Genomic DNA, 18,365 nt, shown 5'->3' with positions numbered 1-18,365 from the left:
TTGGGACCAGTGTGTAACCACGAACGAACCAATCACGCAACGGATTTCTGGAAATTTGTTTTGTGTATGAAAATGAAGCATGACATTTGCCCGGTTTCCCCTGATGTTGCGCCGGGCGATTCGAGCCGGATGAGAGGAAAAATGAACGACACGGGCATGTCTGCGCAGTTCCCGATCGCACGATCGCAGCGCATCCGCCGAGCGCGCGCGGGGCGCGCGATTGGTCTCTTGTCGAACCGCCCGCCCAGGATGTGCGAACGCCGGACGGGCGGGTTCCGGGCATGACCGCCGGCATCGCCCTCCAGGGCTCCGGAGTGCACGCCGCGCCCGCGCCGGCATCCCTGGCCCAGCTGGATGGCAACGCGCGACTGGGCGAGCTCCTGCCGCGCGACCGCAAGCCGCTCTACGCGCAGTTCGCGCACCTGCTGCGCCGGGCCATCACGGAGGGGCGGCTGGAAGCGGGTGCCGCCCTCCCGCCCGAACGCGATCTCGCGGCCGAATATGGCGTGTCGCGCATCACCATCCGCAAGGCCATTGCCGAACTGGCGGAAGACGGATTGCTCACGCGCAAGCAAGGTGCGGGCACCACGGTAACCCGCCGCATCGAGCAGAACTTCTCCCGGATCAGTTCCTTTTCCGAGGAGATGACGGCGCGCGGCCAGCTGCCGAGCAGTGCCTGGATTCTCCGGGCCGCGGGAGCGGTTACCCCGGTGGAGGCGATGCAGCTCAACCTGTCGCCAGGCGCACCGGTGATGCGGTTCCACCGCGTCCGGATCGCCGACGACGCGCCGATGGCGGTCGAGTTCTCCACCGTCCCCAGCTATTGCCTGGGCGGGATCGATGACGTCTCGGAATCGCTCTATGCGGCCCTCGCCCTTACCGGCCATCGCCCCGTACGGGCGCTGCAGCGGCTGCGCGCGGTGCCGTTCACCGGTTCCCAGGCGCGCCTGCTCCGTGTCGAAGCCGGCACGCCCGGGCTGTTGATCGAGCGGTGCGGCTTCCTGCGCGACGGCCGGCCCGTCGAATACACGCAATCCTATTATCGCGGCGATACGTATGATTTCGTCGCCGAACTCACGGATCTCTAATCAGTGACGACCACCAGCATTTCGACGGCGCCCAGCCTCATGTGGCAGGAAACTCAGGAAATTCCGATGACCGTCGCGCGACAGCTCGCGGAAAATCGCGAGGCGTTCGGCGCATTGGGAGCACGGTTGCGCAACCGGCCGCTCCATCTCGTCGGAACCTGCGCGCGGGGATCCTCGGATCACGCGGCGACCTATGGGAAGTATCTGATCGAGACCATGATCGGCGTGCCGGTCGCTTCCCTGGCCCCTTCGGTGGCCTCGGTATTCGCGGCGCGGGTGGCGACGGACGACGCCTTGTGCCTCGCCATTTCGCAGTCCGGCCGCAGCCCCGATCTGCTCGCAACGGTGGATGCCTGGCGGGATGCCGGCATCCCTGTCGTCGCCATGGTCAATGATGCGGAATCCCCGCTTGCCCGGTGCGCCGACACGCTGCTGCCGCTATGGGCGGGCCCCGAGCGCTCCGTCGCCGCGACCAAGTCGTGCATCGCCGCCATGGTGGCCATGGCGGCATTGGTGGCGGCCTGGTCGGGCGATGCGGATTTCGCCGCCGGGGTGGAGGCGCTTCCCGCAGCATTGTCCCGCGCGGTGGCGCTGGACTGGAGCGCCGGCGTCGCCTCGCTTTCCGCCGCACGGCAGATGTTCGTCCTCGGACGCGGCTATGGCTTCGCGGTCGCGCAGGAAGCCGCGCTCAAGTTCAAGGAGACCTGCGCGATCCAGGCGGAGGCGTTCAGTTCCGCGGAGGTCCGCCACGGACCGATGACCATCGTCGGTCCCGGCTTTCCGATCCTGGCGTTCGCGACCTCCGACATCGCGGGCGATGGCGTCGCCGCGATGGCGGAGGAATTCCGGGCGCGCGGCGCGTTCGTGCTGACGGCGCGCGCCGGAGGGACTTCGCCGCTCCCCGCCGAAGCGATGCATCCGGCGCTCGAGCCGATCCTCCAGCTCGCCAGCTTCTATGGCCTTGTCGAGCGGCTGTCCCGCGCGCGCGGGCTCGATCCCGACCAGCCGCCCTATCTCGCCAAGGTCACCCGGACCCAATGAGCCTCTATCGCTTCGGCAATGGCAATGTGGTCGTCGACGGGCTGATCTGGCAGGGCGCGGAAATCCATGTGGCGGATGGGCGCGTCGCAGCGCTCTCCCCCTTGCGGGGAACGGCCGGCGGCACCATCGACCTCGACGGCGGATGGCTGATGCCGGGCTTTGTCGACACCCAGGTCAATGGCGGCGGCGGAACGCTGTTCAACGACGATCCCAGCGTCGACGGCATCGCCAGGATCGCCGCAGCCCATGCCGCCTTCGGAACCACGGCCTTCCTGCCCACGCTGATCAGCGATCGCCCCGATCGCATTGCGCAGGCCCTTGCGGCGAGCGATGCGGCGATCGCCGCGGGCATAGCCGGCGTCGTCGGCATCCATATCGAAGGGCCGTGCCTTTCCCCCCGGCGCAAGGGCATCCATGATGCCGCGCATTTCCGTCGGCTCGATGCGGAAATGGTGGCGCTTCTCACCAGGCCGCATCGCGGCGTGGTCATGGTGACGCTCGCGCCCGAATGCGCGGATGCCGGCGCGATCGCGGCGCTCGTCGCCGCCGGAGTCAGGGTGAGCGCCGGCCATACCGATCTGGGCTATGCGGAAGCGCGTGCCGCATTCGGGGCGGGCGTGACGGGAGTCACCCACCTGTTCAATGCCATGCCGCCGCTGCATCATCGCGAGCCCGGAATTGCCGGCGCGGCGCTCGACGATCCCCGGCCCTGGTGCGGACTGATCGTCGACGGCGTGCACGTGTCCCCCGCCATGCTGCGCATCGCGATCCGCGCGCGGGGACCCGAGCGGATGATGCTCGTCACCGACGCCATGCCTTCCGTCGGCGCGATCGAGAAGGATTTCGTCCTGCAGGGAAGGCAGATCCGCGTCGCCGATGGCAAGGCCCTCTACGACGACGGCACGCTTGCCGGCGCCGATCTCGACATGGCGAGCGCCGTCGCGAACAGCGTGGGAATGCTTGGCTTGAACGGCGAAACCGCCTCGGCGCTGGCATCGACCAATCCGGCGGCCTTTCTGGGCCTCGATCGCGAGCGGGGGACCCTGGCACCGGGCTTCCGCGCGGACTGGGTGCAGCTGGACCGCGACTTCAAGCCTTGCGGAACCTGGATCGACGGAAGGCGCGCCGCATGAACTGCACGCGGCGCGCCCTCCTCGGCGGCTCGGCCGGGATCGCGACGATCCTGGCCGGCGCACCGGCGGCGGCAATGCCGCGCGCCGCGCATGCCGGCTTCGGGCCGCCCATGCCGCCGCCGAGCGACTTGCTGCCCCCGCCCTTGCCGGAGACCGATCCCTCGCGGACCTGCTTCGATCTCGGCTGGCGCTTCCACGAAGGCGAAGTGCCGGCGGCCGCCCCGGTGACGCACAACGACACCTATCTGAGCGTGAAGGCCGGCACCGCGCCGGGCGCGGCGGCGCTCGATTTCGACGACAGCGACTGGCAGCAGGTCGGGCTGCCGCACGACTGGGCGTCCTTTCAGCCCGTCGTCGAGACCGCCAATGTCAGCCAGGGCTATCGCAAGCGCGGTATCGGCTGGTACCGGCGGACATTCCGGCTCGACGAGGCGGATCGCGGCAGGCGGCTGGAAGTGCAGTTCGGCGCGATCGCCACCAATGCCACCATCTGGGTCAACGGCAATGTCGTCGCCCATAGCTGGTCCGGCTATACCGGCATCCATGTCGACATCACGCCCTTCGCCCGGTTCGGCGATGCCCTGAACGTCATCGCCGTGCGGGTCGACGCCACCGTGATGGAAGGCTGGTGGTACGAAGGCGCCGGCATCTATCGGCATGTCTGGCTGGCCCGGCGCCCGGCGGTATCGATCGCCACGGACGGCATCCATGCGCGCCCGGTGCGCGGCAAGGACGGCCAATGGCAATTGCCCGTATCGGTAACGCTCGAAAGCGTAGCGGCGGAAGAGGCCGATGTCGCGATCGAAGCGGTGTTGCTGGACCCGGAAGGCCAGGAGACCGCGCGCACCCGCATCGCGGCCCGCGTGGCTGCGCTCGGGCGCGGCGAGGCGAATCTGACGCTCGCCGCCAAACAACCGCGCCTCTGGTCGCTGGAACGTCCGGCGCTCCATAGGCTCGTGGTTCGCGTCATCCGGGCCGGGTCTCCCGCCGATGAGCGCTATCTCGCCATCGGCTTTCGCACGATCGATTTCGATCCCGATCTGGGCGTGTCGCTCAACGGCCGGCGCATCAAGTTGAAGGGCGTCTGCCTCCACCAGGATCATGCCGGTGTCGGCGTGGCCGTGCCCGACGCCCTGCTCGCCTGGCGCCTGGCGCGGCTGAAGGACATGGGCTGCAACGCCATCCGGTGCTCGCACAACGCCTGCGCCGCCGAGTTGCTCGATCTCGCCGACCGGATGGGCTTCCTGGTGATGGCGGAGAACCGGAGATTCAATCCCGCGCCCGACTATCTCGCCCAGCTCGAATGGATGGTCCGGCGCGACCGCAATCACCCCAGCGTGATGCTCTGGTCGGTATTCAACGAGGAGCCGATGCAGGGCACCCATGCCGGCGTGGAAATGGTCCGCCGGATGGTCGCGGCCGTTCGGCGCCTCGATCCCGATCGCCCGACCACCGCCGCCATGAACGGCGCCTTCTACGATCCCGAGAATGTGTCGCAGGTCGTCGACGTCATGGGGTTCAACTATTATCCGAACGACTATGACCGCTATCATCGGTTGAACCCGGGCAAGCCGATCCTCAGTTCCGAGGATACCAGCGCGATGATGACGCGCGGCGCCTTTGCCAGCGATCCGGCGGCCCATGTCCTGTCCTCGCTCGACACCGAAGCCGCCGACTGGGGCGCGACCCATCGCCGAAGCTGGGCCGAGATCGCCGGCCGCCCCTTCGTCGCCGGCGGCTTTGTGTGGACCGGCTTCGACTATCATGGCGAACCGACGCCCTTCGCCTGGCCGACCACGTCGAGCTTCTTCGGCATCCTCGATCTGTGCGGCTTTCCCAAGACCGCGCATGACATCCGCCGTGCCCAATGGCGCGACGATGTCCCCGTCGTGGCGATCGCGCCCCATTGGACCTGGCCCGGCCGGGAAGGCCAGCCCATGAAGCTGCTGGTCACGAGCAATGCGGACAGCGTGACGCTGCGCCTGAATGGCCGGACGATCGGCGAGGCGCGCGTCGATCGCATCAACGGCAACGAATGGACATTGCCCTATGCGCCCGGGCGGATCGAGGCGATCGCCCATCGCGCCGGCCGCGAAGTCGCCCGCGCGGTGCACGAGACCGTGGGAAAGCCCGTTGCGCTCAGGCTGACGCCGGCGCGCCGGAAGATGGCGGCGGACGGCGAGGACGTCCAGCCGTTCACCGTCGATGCGGTCGACCGGCTCGGCCGGCACGTCCCCGATGCGGATTGCCTCGCCCACTTCACCGTGCACGGCGGCACGATCATCGGCGTCGGCAATGGCGACCCCAACAGCCATGCCTCCGAGAAGGCACCTTCCCGATCGCTCTTCCATGGGCTCGCGCAGGTCATCGTGCGGGCGGATGCCGGCGCGGGCCCCCTGTCGGTGCGCGCGGAGGCGGCATCGCTTCGGCCGGCAGGGGCGATCGTGGAGAAGGTGCCACGCGCGCCCCGCGCGCAAGTCGCGGCGAAGGAGCAGTTCCAGGCCATCGCGGCCTGGCGGCGATCGCCGGCACTGTCCGAGCGCCCCGATCCCTCGCTTGCACCACGCGACGGAGACAATAATGCATGGGCCTTCGTCACGCCGGGCGATAGTTTCGCACCCGAAGCGAAGGCGGGCTGGCGCGCCTATCGCGCGACCGTCACTCCGCGCCGCGCCGTTCGCCGCGCGGGTGGCGCGCTTCGGTTCGCCGCCATCGTCGGCCGCGCGGAGGTCTGGATGGATGGCGCTCTTGCCGCGGAGAAACACGAACAGGCGCCGGGCCCCCTCGCCATGCCCTGGCACCCGGGAGAGGGACCGCGGACGGTGGTGCTGCTGGTCCAGTTCGCGCCCGGCCAGACCACCGGGCTGGCGGGCGCCGTGACCATCACCGAGGACAAGGGGAAACGATGATGATCGAAGTCGAGCTCGGCGCACCGCTCGCCGGGTGGGTGATCCCGCTGGAGAAGATCCCGGATCCGGTGTTCGCGCAGGGCATGGTCGGGGATGGGCTGGCGATCGAGCCGATCGGCGACATGCTGCACGCCCCTTGCGCCGGGACGATCTCGTCCGTTCATGCCGCCCGCCATGCCGTGACGCTCGCCCTTGCCGAAGGCGTGGAACTGCTGATGCACATCGGGATCGACAGCGTCGGCATGGCGGGCCGGGGGTTCGAAGCCCTGGTATCGCCCGGCGCCAGGGTTGCCGCCGGCGATCCGCTGGTCCGCTTCGATCTCGATCAGCTGGCTCTGCGGGCGAGCGCCGCCGCCACGCCGATCATCGTGACCGGCCCGGGCGTCGATATCCTGGCGCGGCATACCGGCGGCATGGTGGCGGTCGGCGAAACGGTGCTCCGGATCGGCGCGCGCGCGGCGGCCAACGGCATCGCCCGCCCACAGGCGGCAGCCGGCGAAGCGAGACGTCACGAAGCCGTCGTCGCGCTCGCGCACGGCCTGCACGCCCGTCCCGCCGCGCGGATCGCCACTGCGCTTCGCGAATTGCGGGCGGAAGTCTTCCTGGAGAGCGGCGACCAGCGGGCTTCCGCCGCGAGTTCGATCGCGATGCTCGGGCTGGGCCTGCGACATGGCGCCCCGGTAACCATCGTGGCGCACGGCGCAGATGCCGGCGAGGCGATCACCCGCGCTCTGGCGGTGCTGCAACACGATACCGACGTCCCCGCGGCCACTGTCGCGCCATCGCGGAGCATCGTGCCCGAAGGCGCTATCGGCGGCGTCGGCGCGGCACCGGGCCTGGCGATCGGCCCCGCCTGCTGGCTGCGCACCAATCGACCCGCCCCAACCCGCCTGGGCGCGGGCGTCATGACCGAGCGGAGCAACCTCGTGCAGGGGATCGGCATGGTATGGGCCGAGCTCGAGGCGGAGTCCCAGGGCGAAGGGCAGGCGGCGGACGTATTCACCGCACATCGGGCGATCCTGGAGGACCCCAGCCTCATCGATGCGGCATTGGCGCGGATCGACTCGGGCGAAAGCGCGGCATTCGCGATCCTGTCCGCAGCGGAAGCCCAGGCCGGCATCCTGCGTGCTTCGGGCGACGCCCGCATCGCGGAACGAGGCGCCGATCTCGTCGATGTCGGCGAGCGGATCGCCCATGCGATACTCGGGACCAGGGCGAACATGATCACGCCGCCGGAAGGCGCGATCCTGCTTGCCGACGATCTGCTGCCATCGCAGTTCGCGGCACTCGACACCGATCGGATAGCCGGCATCGCGCTTGCCCGGGGCGGCCCCACCGCGCACGTCGCCATTCTCGCGGCCGGTATCGGCCTGCCGATGATCGTTGCGCTCGGCACGCCGCTCGAAGCCGTGGCCGAAGGCGCCAGCCTGCTGATCGATTGCGATTCGGGCTTCGTGCGTGTCGACCCGGATGCGCACGCACGCGAAGGATTGGCGGCCGCCAGGGCCCGCCGCGCCGCCGTAGAAGCCCGCGCGCGGACGATCGGCGCCGCGGCGGTGCATACTGCCGACGGCATATCGGTTTCGGTGCAGGCGAATTGCGGCTCCGTCGCCGATGCGCAGGCAGCGATGGCGGCCGGCGCCGACGGCTGCGGGCTGCTGCGAACCGAGTTTCTGTTCCTCGGGCGGGCAGCTGCCCCCGATATCGGCGAACAGCGCGCGACATACCGCGCCATTTTCGAGGCGCTGCCGGAACGGCCGATCACGGTGCGGCTCCTGGATGTGGGCGGCGACAAGCCCGCCCCCTATCTCAGCCTTCCGGCCGAGGAGAATCCGGCGCTGGGGCTTCGCGGAATCCGTGTCGCGCTGTCTCGCCCCGAGATCCTGGAAGCCCAATTGTCGGCCATTCTCGGCCTGCCGGTTCCGGGGCCCTTGCGCATCATGGTCCCGATGGTTGCCAGCGCCCATGAGATGGCCGCGGTGCGCGCGGTGCTCGATCGGTTGCGCGGCGACACGGCGGTGGCCCTGGGCGCGATGGTCGAGACGCCCGCCGCCGCGATCGGCGCGGATCTCATCGCCGCCGAGGCGGATTTCCTGTCGATCGGCAGCAACGACCTCACCCAATATGCGCTGGCCGCGGATCGCGGCAATGCCGCGGTCGCCGCAATGCTTGATGGCCTTCATCCCGGGGTTCTGCGCCTGATCGCGGAAACGTGCACCCGCGCCGGTTCGACACCGGTCAGCGTGTGCGGCGGGCTCGCCGCCGATCCAATGGCGGCGCCCATCCTGATCGGATTGGGGGTGCGCACACTCTCCGTCCCCCCGGCACAGGTGGCGCTCACCAAGGCGCTGGTCACCACCCTTACCGTCACGGCGGCCGCCAGCCATGCCCGGCAGGCGCTGGCCTGCGCATCCGCAGCCGAAGTCCGGGCGCTGACGCGTCGGTTCGCCGAGGAGCTTTCCGCATGAAGTCCCCCCTCACCCTTCTCCAGCCGCTCGGCCGCGCGCTCATGCTGCCGATCGCAGTGCTGCCGATCGCCGGGCTCCTGCTCCGGCTCGGCCAGGCCGACCTGCTCGACCTCCCCTTCATGAGTGCGGCGGGCGATGCCATCTTCGCGCATATCGGCCTGCTCTTCGCCGTCGGGGTCGCGACGGGCTTTGCGCGCGACGGCAATGGTGCGGCAGCCATGGCGGGCGTGGTCTGCTATCTGGTGATCGGCAATGCCGCCAAAGTGTTCCTTGCGGTACCGCCGGCAACGATCCCGCCCGGCACCGACGAGGCGATCGCCGCCGCGCTCTCCGCTGCCTGGAAGGCCGCGACGATCGACAAGCTGCAGGTTCCGGTCGGCATCATCGCCGGGCTGGTCGGCGGCGCTTGCTACAATCGCTTCTCGACCACCAGACTGCCCGACTATCTCGCATTCTTCGGCGGCCGGCGCCTGGTGCCGATCGTCGCCGGCGTCGCCGGCCTGGCGATCGGGGCGCTGCTCGGCCCGGCCTATGACTGGATCAGCGGAGGGATTGACGGGCTGAGCCGCGGCGTGGTCGCCGCGGGCGGCTGGGGCCTGTTTGCCTTCGGCGTGCTCAACAGGCTGCTGATCGTCACCGGCCTGCATCATATTCTCAACAACATCGCCTATTTCGTCGTCGGCGAATATGCCGGGAAGACCGGTGACCTGACGCGGTTCTTCGCAGGCGACCCCAGCGCCGGCGCCTTCATGAGCGGCTTCTTTCCGGTCATGATGTTCGGCCTGCCCGCCGCCTGCCTGGCCATGTACCACACCGCCGCGCCGGGACGGCGCAAGGCCGTCGGCGGGATGCTGCTCAGCCTTGCCCTCACCTCGTTCCTCACCGGGGTGACCGAGCCGATCGAGTTCAGCTTCATGTTCCTGGCACCGGCGCTCTACGTGGTGCACGCGGTGCTCACTGGTCTCGCCCATGTCGTGATGCACCTGCTCGGCGTGAAGCTGGGCTATGGGTTTTCCGCGGGCCTGTTCGACTATGTGCTGAACTATGGCCGCGCCACCCATCCGCTGCTCCTCCTTCCCGTGGGCCTGGCCTATGCGGCGATCTATTATGGGCTCTTCCGCTGGGCGATCCTGAAATTCGACCTGAAGACGCCAGGCCGGGAGCCTGCCGAGGAAGGGGCCGCACCGATGGCGGCGCCGGCAGGCGACAGGGCCGGCGCGATCGTCGCCGCGCTGGGAGGCGCCGGCAACCTGCGCACCATCGACGCCTGCACCACGCGCTTGCGCCTGCGTGTCGAGGATATGGCGGCGCTGGACGAGCCGGGCTTGCGCGCGCTCGGGGCGCGCGGGATCCTGAAGCTGGCGGACAACAATCTCCAGGTCGTGGTGGGCGGGATCGCAGACACGCTGGCGATGGAGATGCGCGATCTCGTCGGGCGTCCGGCGCCGGCAGCACCTCTCCAGCCAGGCGCGGAGGCAGGGATTCCGCTTCCCGCCGCCATCGCCGCGGCCTTGGGAGGCGCGGCCAATCTGGTCGATGCATCGCGTCGGCCCGGTCGGATTCGCGTCGTCGTGCAGGATCCCGGGATCGTCGATCGAGATGCGCTGGCCGCCAACGCACGCGCCGTGATCATGCCCGCGGCAAGGACCTTCCATCTTCTCGTCGTCGACCCGGCGTGACGAAGGCACCCCCATGGGAGAATCTCCCTTGCGCGGGACATGACAAGCCGTCCGCGCTGCGCTAGCCTAGGCCGATGCCGCCGAAGCCCGCATCGCAGATCAAGCCCGTCGCCAAGAGGACCAAGTCGGACGGAGAGGCCGCCACGCCCAACTATAGCGCGCCTGCGCTGGAGAAGGGCATCGACGTGATCGAGCTGCTCGGCGACGAGCCGTTCGGGCTGACCATCACCGAGATATCCCAGCGGCTGGGCCGTTCGGTGAGCGAGCTGTTCCGCGTGGTCGTCGCCCTGGACCGCCGGGGATGGCTGCACAAGGAGGCCGCGAGCGATCGATATCGCGTCACCTACAAGCTGCTCGAGCTGGCGCACCGCGCCACGCCCGCGCAGGAGCTCACTTATGTGGCCGCATCCCGGATGCGCGCGCTTGCCGCGGCAACGATGCAGTCCTGCCATCTCGTGGTCGTCAATGGCGGCCGCGGATTGATCGTCGCACGCCAGGAAAGCCCGGGGCCGACCGGATTCGCGGTTCGCCTCGGCACCGATATCGCGCTGGAGACCAGCTGTTCGGGCCATGTGCTGCTGGCGTTCATGGACGAGGCGAGCTGGCCGGACGTGCTTGGCGAAGCGCCGTCGCGCAAGCTCGCCAAGCGGCTGGCCGCCGTGCGCGCGCAGGGACATGAATCCATCGCCAGCTCGCGGCTGGCCGCCGTCTCCGACCTTTCCTGCCCGATCTTCGGGTTCAGCGGCCAGGTGGTCGCGGCGCTCACCATTCCGTTCCTGGCGGCGATCGACGATGCCCCGCATCTGTCGATCGAGGAGACGCTGGCGCTCCTGAAGGCCACCGCGCTCGACATATCGACTGTCCTGGGCTGGTACGACCGGCAGGAGGCGCCCGTGGTACCGAGCCTTTCCGTACCCGAACCAAAGCGCCCGCGCAGGACCCGCAAGGCCAGCTAGGCCGGCGCGGCGCGAGGCCGCGCATCGCCGGGCATTTCCGGATTCCGTTCCCGCGCGTGGCTCGAACATCGCCACGCGCTGCGGGCGCGCGCGTCCTCGCCGGCATGCCCCCGAGCAGCTGCGCGAACACGGAATACCCATATCGAGCAGCACCCGCGATGCCCCGCCAGCCCGGGTATCAAGGCCTTAAGCGGCGTAATTTTATCTAGAAATCATATTTCCATATACAAAATTACCGTGGCCCAATATGAAAGGCTTCGTGCTCGACATATGATCTCCCCTGTCACGGAGAAAGCCAACCAATGACCGTGATCACCGGCCTGCGCGTGCTGGACATCAGATTTCCTACCAGCCTTTCCCTGGACGGCTCGGATGCGATGAATCCGGATCCCGACTATTCCGCGGCCTATGTGATCCTGGAAACGGACGTGCCGGACCTCTCCGGGCAGGGCCTCACCTTCACTATCGGCCGCGGCAACGAGATTTGCGTCGCGGCAATCGAAGCGCTGCGCCCCCTGGTGGTCGGCCAGTCGCTCGATGCGATCCGCGCCGACCCTGCGGCTTTCTGGCGGCACATCACCGGGGACAGCCAGCTGCGGTGGATCGGCCCCGACAAGGGCGCCATCCATCTCGCGACGGGCGCGATCGTGAACGCGGTCTGGGATCTCTGGGCCAAGGCGGAAGGCAAGCCGGTATGGCGCCTGGTCGCGGACATGTCGCCGGCCGAGCTCGTCCGGGCGATCGACTTCCGATACATAACCGATTGCATCACGCCGGAAGAGGCACTCGCCCTCCTCGAAGCCCGCGCCGCCGACAAGGAGAAGCGCATCGGGCTGCTCCGGGCCGAGGGCTATCCCTGCTACACCACATCCGCCGGCTGGCTGGGCTATGACGACGAGAAGCTGCGCCGCCTGGCGCAGGAGGCCGTCGACGCGGGCTTCCGCCACATCAAGCTGAAGGTCGGCGTCGACCAGGCGGACGATGTGCGGCGCGTCGCGATCGCGCGCGACGTTCTGGGGCCCGAGGGCGTGCTGATGATCGACGCCAATCAGGTCTGGGAAGTCGAGCAGGCGATCGACTGGGTCAATGCCCTGGCCTTTGCCAAGCCCCTGTTCATCGAGGAGCCGACCAGCCCCGACGATGTGCTGGGGCACGTCCATATTCGTGCCGGCATCGCGCCCATCAAGGTCGCGACGGGCGAGATGTGCCAGAATCGCATTCTCTTCAAGCAGTTCATCATGAGCTACGCCATCGACGTGGTGCAGATCGACGCCTGTCGCCTGGGCGGTGTCAATGAAGTCCTGGCCGTCCTCCTGATGGCCGCGAAGTACGACTTGCCCGTATGGCCGCATGCGGGCGGCGTCGGCCTGTGCGAATATGTCCAGCATCTGGCGATGATCGACTATCTCTGCTTCGCCGGCACGCGCGATGGCCGCGTGATCGAATATGTCGATCATCTGCACGAGCATTTCATCGATCCCTGCGTGATCCGTTCGGCAGCCTATATGCCTCCCGAGAGGCCGGGCTTCTCGATCGAGATGAAGCCGGAAACGCTCACGCGCTACCGGTATGCGCCGGGTCGCGGGCAAGCGGCCTGAACGCGGGGCGAGGCGGGATCCGCCCGTCGCGCCTCTAGCGCAGGTCCAGCAGCGACATATCGACGTCCGCGATCGTGCGTGCGCCCGCCAGTGCCAATGTGGTGCGCATCTCCGCCGCGAAGAGGTCGAGCAGGCGCGCCACCCCCGCTTCGCCCGCAGCGGCCAGCGCATAGGCCCAGGGGCGCCCCAGCAGGACCCCGCGCGCGCCCAGCGCGAGCATGCGCACGACATCGGCGCCGGACCGTATGCCGGAATCGGCCAGGACGGCCAGCCGATCCCCGACCGCTTCCGCCACGGACGGCAACGCCCGCGCAGTCGATAGGGCGCCATCGAGCTGCCGCCCGCCATGGTTGGAGACGACGACGCCATCGGCCCCGAACCGTACGGCGTCCCTTGCATCTTCGGGGTCCAATATGCCCTTGACGATCAAGGGGCCATCCCAGGCCTCGCGAATCCATTCCAGGTCCCGCCACTCGACGGCGGGGTCGAAATTCGCGGCAAGCCAGCCCATGAAATCCTCCAGTCCGCTCGCCTTGCCGAGCACCGGGGCGACGTTGCCGAGGATATGCGGCCGTCCACGGATGCCGACGTCCCACGCCCAGCCGGGGCGCCCGGCCGCCTGCAGGAGCCGCCGGATTCCCGCCCAGGATCCGGACAGGCCGCTATGCGCATCCCGGCGCCGCATCCCGGGAACGGGCATGTCGACCGTGAACACCAGTGCGCGCACGCCTTGCGCCTTGGCGCGGGCAAGCAGGTCCCGCATAAAGCCGCGGTCCCGAATGACATAGAGCTGGAACCAGATCGGTCTCGACGATGCCGCAACCACCTCGTCCAAAGCGCAAACCGAAACCGTGGAGAGGCAAAAGCCTATGTCTCGATCGGCGGCCGCGCGCGCGGCCTGCGCTTCGCCGCGACGTGCGTACATGCCCGTCAACCCGATCGGCCCCAGCACGATCGGCAACGAAAACCGTTGCGAGAACAGCGTGCAGGACAGATCGATCTCCCGCACGTCGCGAAGCACCCGCTGGCGAATTGCCAGGGCCTCCAGGTCGGCCTCATTGCGCCGCAGCGTCACCTCCGCCCCGGCTCCGCCATCGACATAGTCGAACAGGAAGCGCGGCAACCGCCGCCGCGCCGCCAGGCGGAAGTCACCGGTCGAAGTCGCGATCATCGGGTTATCCTGATATTGTTTTTCTCTATGAACTTGTATTTTAAATACGCAAATTTAAAAGAGCATATTCCGCTCTGCCTCGGGGGAGGAGATCTGAGATGGCCAGCCGCGCGTTCCTTGCCGCACCGCCGATAGTCGAGCGCCGCTATGCGGTCGCGTTCGCGCTCGTCACTTCGCTTTTCTTCTCCTGGGCATTGGCGGCGGCACTGAACGACGTGCTCATCCGGCAGTTCCAGAAGGCGCTGGACCTCACTCGCACGGAAGCGAGCCTGATCCAGTTCGCATTCTATATCGGCTATTTCTGCGCCGCCGTTCCTGCCGGCCTGCTCATCCGCCGCCTGGGGTACAAGAACACGATCCTGATCGGCCTGGCCTGTTACGCGGGCGGCGCGTTCCTCTTCTACCCGGCGGCATCCACCGAAATGTTCGGCCTGTTCCTCGCCGCCTTGTACGTGATCGCGATCGGGCTCGCCTTTCTCGAAACCGCCTCCAACCCCTATATAACGATCCTGGGCGCACGGGAGACGGCGTCGGCGAGGCTGAACCTGGCCCAGTCCTTCTACGGCGTCGGCGCGATCATAGGCCCGATCGTCGGCGGGTTGTTCATCTTCTCCACGGACGAACGGACCCAGGCCCAGATCGCCGCGATGGCACCGGCCGAACGCGCGGCATGGCGGTCCGCGGCGGCGGCGGCGGTGCAGGGTCCCTATGTCGCGATCGGCGTGGTGGTCTGCCTTCTCGCCCTGCTGATCGCCTGCACGCGCTTCCCGGTCCTCGACCGGGCCAAGGCAATGCCCGGCAACGGCCGCTCCATGTTCGCGGTGCTCCGCCATCGCGGGCTGCTCGCGGCCATCGCGGCACTCTTCCTCTATGTGGGGGCCCAGGTCGGCGTCTGGAGCTTCTTCATCGACTTCACCAAGATACAGGCCCCGCACCTGAGCGAGCGCACCGCTGCGTTCCTGCTCTCCGGCAGCCTCGGCATGCTGATGATCGGCCGCTTCAGCGGCGCATTCCTGCAGAAGCGGATCGCGCCGGCGCGGCTGCTCGCGATCTACGCCGCGGCGAACATAATGCTGTGCGGCTTCGCCGCGATCGCCACCGGCATGCCCGCGGTGGGCGCGCTCTGGCTCACCAGCTTCTTCATGTCGATCATGTTCCCGACGATCTTCGCGCTCGGCGTCGAAGGGCTGGACGACGAAACCGAGAGCGGGGCGGCGTTTCTGGTGATGGCGATCATCGGCGGCGCGCTGCTCCCGCCCCTCATGGGCATCGTCTCCGAGGGCATCGGCGGCATCCACCATATGATGTTCGTCCCGATGCTCGCCTTTGTCGGCGTACTGGCCTTTGCCCTGCTGCGGCTTCGCGAAGGGCGCGCCGCATGACGCGCGCCCTGTTCGTCCTCGACCTGGAAAATGATCCGGAGCTGATCTCCGCCTATGAGGCGCGTCACGCGCCCGGCGCCGTATGGCCGCAGGTCATTCGCGCCATCCATCAGCTTGGATATCGCGACATGGAGATCTGGCGCGCCGCAGACCGCCTGGTCATGCTCGCCGAAATCGCGCCGGCCGGCCTGGCTTCCCTCGATTCCGATCTCCAGCCGATCGTGACGCAGTGGGAAGCCGAGATGAGCGCCTATCAGCGACCCATCCTGCCCGACGGCCCGAAATGGCTGCCGATGACGCGGATCTTCGCGCTCGACGAGCAGCCGGCGCCATGATTCCGCGCCGGTCCATTCCCCGCGCGGGGATCGAAGTCAGCGAGATCGGATTCGGCGCGGCCCCGCTTGGCAATCTCTATCATCCGATCAGCGATCTCCAGGCGAAGACCACGCTCGAGTGCGCGCTCCAGGCGGGGATGCGCTATGTCGATACGGCACCGCATTATGGCCATGGCCTGAGCGAGCGGCGGACCGGCGACGCGCTACGCGAGCGGCCGGGCATCGTGCTGTCCACCAAGGTGGGGCGGTTGCTGCGCGCGGATCCCACGCTCCGGGGCAGCGCCGAACGACAGGGCTTCCGCTCCGCCCTGCCCTTTGTCGGTCATTATGACTATACATATGATTCCATTCTGCGTTCCTATGAGGATAGCCTCCAGCGGCTGGGCCTGGCCAGGATCGACCTGCTCTTCGTCCACGACATCGGCGCGAGAACGCACGGCGCGCGCAACGCGCATTATTTCGATCAGTTGACCAAGGGGCGCGGCTTCGAAGCGCTGCAGCGCCTGCGCGACGAGGGGGCCATTGCGGGCTTCGGCATCGGGGCGAATGAGTGGCAGGCCGGTCTGGACGCGCTTGCACGGGCGGACTGCGACGTGATGCTGCTGGCCGGCCGCTACACCTTGCTCGAGCAGGGTGCCCTCGACCAGTTCCTGCCGCGCTGCCTCGATCGGCAGGTCGCCGTCGTGATCGGCGGCGCCTATAATTCCGGCATTCTCGCAACCGGCACCATGCAGGGAGGGGAATTGCGCTACGATTATGGCGAAGCGCCGGCGGACATAGTGGCGCGCGTCGCCAGGCTCGAGGCCCATTGCCGGGACTTTCAGGTTCCGCTGGCGGCGGCGGCGCTGCAATTCCCGCTGGCCCATCCCGCCGTCGCGAGCGTGATCCTGGGCCTGGGAGCGCCCGCGCAGGTCGAGGAGACGATCCAGCTCCACCGGCTTCGCATTCCGTCGCAATTCTGGCTGGCCCTTCGCGACGCCGGCCTGATCGCCGAAGACGCGCCCGTTCCGGCGGATCGCTAGATGCGCATCGATTCGCACTTCCATCTCTGGCGGCCGGCACGCGGCGACTATGGCTGGCTGACCCCGGCAGCCGGCAGCCTCTATCGGGATCATGAGCCGGACGAATTCGCCCCCCTGCTGGCGGCGCATGGCATCGACGCCGCGATCCTTGTCCAGGCGGCTCCCAGCGCGGCGGAAACCGAATTTCTGCTCGCCCATGCCGAGCTGCATCCCTGGATCGCGGGCGTGGTCGGCTGGACCGACATGGCGGCCGGCGACGCCCCGGCCCGCATCGCCGCCCTGGCAGGAACGCCGAAATTGCTTGGCTTGCGTCCCATGCTGCAGGATCTGAGCGACCCGGCATGGATATTGGACGACAGGATCCGGCCCGCCCTTCAGGCGATGGCACGGCACGGCCTTGTCTTCGATGCGCTCGTCCGCGCGGCACAGCTGCCCGCGATCCGGGTGCTCGCGGCGCGCCATCCTGATCTCTCGATCGTGCTCGATCATTTCGGCAAACCGCAAATCGGCGATGCGCCCGGCAGCGCGTGGATGGACGCGATCTCCGCCCTGGCCGACGCCCCCAATGTCGCGGTCAAGTTCTCGGGGCTGCTCACCGAGTCCCCCGCGGGCGCCGACGCGACCACCCTCGCGCCATTCTTCGACCATGTCGTGCGCCGGTTCGGCGCCGGCCGGATGATCTGGGGGAGCGACTGGCCGGTCCTGACCATGGCGGGCACCTATGCGGACTGGCTCGCCATCTCGCACGCGCTGCTCGCCCCGTTCGGCAGCGGTGCGCGCAAGGCAATTCTCGGTGCCAACGCGGCACGCATCTACAAGATCTGACGGAGGCAATGATGACGAAGCCTGGCCGGCTGGCAGGGAAAACCGCGCTCGTGACCGCGGCGGCACAGGGCATCGGCCGGGCAACCGCGGAACGCTTCGCCGCCGAAGGGGCCATGGTCTGGGCAACGGACGTGAATCTGGCGAGCCTGTCCGGCATTGCCGGCTGCGAGACGGCGCAGCTGGACGTTCGCGACGGGGCGTCGATCGCCGAGGCGCTCGAGCGTACCGGCCCACTCGACATCCTGTTCAATTGCGCGGGGACGGTGCCCAGCGGAACGATCCTCGATTGCTCGCCGGATGACTGGGCCCTGGCCCATGACCTCAACCTTGCGAGCATGTATCGGATCGTTCGCGCCACATTGCCCGCAATGATCGCGCGCGGCGGCGGGAGCATCCTCAACATGTCCTCGGTCGCCAGTTCCATCAAGGGCGTCCCCAATCGGTTCGCCTATGGCGTCACCAAGGCCGGAGTCATCGGCCTGACCAAGGCGGTCGCGGCCGACTTTGTCGGCCACGGCATCCGGTGCAACGCGATCTGTCCCGGCACCATCGAAACGCCGTCCCTGCACGAGCGCCTGCGCGCGACGGGAGACTATGATGCAGCGCTGGCCGCCTTCGTCGCGCGCCAGCCGATGGCCAGGCTCGGCCTGGCTTCCGAAGTCGCCGCCCTGGCGCTCTATCTGGCTTCGCCGGAAGCCGCGTTCACGACGGGCCAGATCCATGTGATCGATGGGGGCTGGACCAACTGATCAAGCGTT

The 18,365-nt window shown here is 68.3% G+C and carries 14 protein-coding genes; 13 read left to right on the top strand and 1 reads right to left on the bottom strand.

What is annotated here, in order from left to right; genetic code table 11:
- Window positions 1–281: 281 nt before the first annotated feature.
- The 8 genes from BGP17_RS02095 (at window position 282) to BGP17_RS02060 (ending at window position 12,872) form a co-directional block, all read left to right on the top strand.
- Entirely contained in the window at window positions 282–1,088 is an 807-nt protein-coding gene (locus BGP17_RS02095; protein ID WP_167299253.1) for a GntR family transcriptional regulator, read from the top strand.
- Between the two features lie 66 nt (window positions 1,089–1,154).
- Entirely contained in the window at window positions 1,155–2,129 is a 975-nt protein-coding gene (locus BGP17_RS02090; protein WP_286710842.1) for an SIS domain-containing protein, read from the top strand.
- Window positions 2,126–3,262 carry an N-acetylglucosamine-6-phosphate deacetylase gene (gene nagA / locus BGP17_RS02085; protein ID WP_286710841.1) on the top strand — a complete coding sequence of 379 codons (1,137 nt, stop codon included), beginning with the start codon at window positions 2,126–2,128 and terminating at the stop codon, window positions 3,260–3,262. The genes BGP17_RS02090 and nagA overlap by 4 nt, the downstream gene beginning before the upstream one ends.
- Window positions 3,259–6,171, top strand: coding sequence for a beta-galactosidase GalA (gene galA / locus BGP17_RS02080; RefSeq protein ID WP_286710840.1), 2,913 nt, complete (start codon window positions 3,259–3,261; stop codon window positions 6,169–6,171). Before nagA ends, galA begins: the two co-directional genes overlap by 4 nt.
- On the top strand, window positions 6,171–8,639 hold the full coding sequence (ptsP, locus tag BGP17_RS02075; RefSeq protein WP_286710839.1) for a phosphoenolpyruvate--protein phosphotransferase: 2,469 nt from the start codon (window positions 6,171–6,173) through the stop codon (window positions 8,637–8,639). The genes galA and ptsP overlap by 1 nt, the downstream gene beginning before the upstream one ends.
- Complete coding sequence (nagE, locus tag BGP17_RS02070) at window positions 8,636–10,318, top strand: N-acetylglucosamine-specific PTS transporter subunit IIBC (protein WP_286710838.1); 1,683 nt, start codon at window positions 8,636–8,638, stop codon at window positions 10,316–10,318. Before ptsP ends, nagE begins: the two co-directional genes overlap by 4 nt.
- Window positions 10,319–10,392: 74 nt before the next feature.
- The gene (locus BGP17_RS02065; RefSeq protein ID WP_167299258.1) at window positions 10,393–11,274 is read left to right on the top strand and encodes an IclR family transcriptional regulator; all 882 of its coding nucleotides are present in this window, start codon (window positions 10,393–10,395) and stop codon (window positions 11,272–11,274) included.
- Between the two features lie 302 nt (window positions 11,275–11,576).
- Complete coding sequence (locus BGP17_RS02060; protein WP_286710837.1) at window positions 11,577–12,872, top strand: L-fuconate dehydratase; 1,296 nt, start codon at window positions 11,577–11,579, stop codon at window positions 12,870–12,872.
- A 34-nt stretch (window positions 12,873–12,906) separates the two neighbouring features.
- Here BGP17_RS02060 and lldD read toward each other — a convergent pair whose 3' ends face one another.
- The gene (lldD, locus tag BGP17_RS02055; RefSeq protein WP_286710836.1) at window positions 12,907–14,043 is read right to left on the bottom strand and encodes an FMN-dependent L-lactate dehydrogenase LldD; all 1,137 of its coding nucleotides are present in this window, start codon (window positions 14,041–14,043) and stop codon (window positions 12,907–12,909) included.
- Window positions 14,044–14,141: 98 nt separating this feature from the next.
- Here lldD and fucP point away from each other — a divergent pair, with 98 nt between their 5' ends.
- The 5 genes from fucP to BGP17_RS02030 are packed head-to-tail and all read left to right on the top strand — an operon-like array spanning window position 14,142 to window position 18,356.
- Window positions 14,142–15,425, top strand: a complete 1,284-nt coding sequence (fucP, locus tag BGP17_RS02050; RefSeq protein WP_286710835.1) for an L-fucose:H+ symporter permease — start codon at window positions 14,142–14,144, stop codon at window positions 15,423–15,425.
- Entirely contained in the window at window positions 15,422–15,760 is a 339-nt protein-coding gene (locus BGP17_RS02045; protein ID WP_167299262.1) for an L-rhamnose mutarotase, read from the top strand. The genes fucP and BGP17_RS02045 overlap by 4 nt, the downstream gene beginning before the upstream one ends.
- A complete protein-coding gene (locus BGP17_RS02040; RefSeq protein WP_286710834.1) occupies window positions 15,757–16,782 on the top strand; it encodes an aldo/keto reductase in 1,026 nt (341 codons plus the stop codon). The genes BGP17_RS02045 and BGP17_RS02040 overlap by 4 nt, the downstream gene beginning before the upstream one ends.
- Window positions 16,783–17,607, top strand: coding sequence for an amidohydrolase family protein (locus tag BGP17_RS02035; RefSeq protein WP_286710833.1), 825 nt, complete (start codon window positions 16,783–16,785; stop codon window positions 17,605–17,607).
- Window positions 17,608–17,618: 11 nt separating this feature from the next.
- Window positions 17,619–18,356, top strand: a complete 738-nt coding sequence (locus BGP17_RS02030) for an SDR family oxidoreductase (protein ID WP_286710832.1) — start codon at window positions 17,619–17,621, stop codon at window positions 18,354–18,356.
- The last annotated feature ends 9 nt before the right edge of the window (window positions 18,357–18,365 follow it).

The organism is Sphingomonas sp. 67-41 (genome assembly GCF_001899725.1).
In the GTDB taxonomy this organism is placed as follows: domain Bacteria; phylum Pseudomonadota; class Alphaproteobacteria; order Sphingomonadales; family Sphingomonadaceae; genus Sphingomonas; species Sphingomonas leidyi.
Note: the sequence above shows the minus strand (reverse complement) of the source record. Positions and strands in the feature narration are given on the sequence as shown.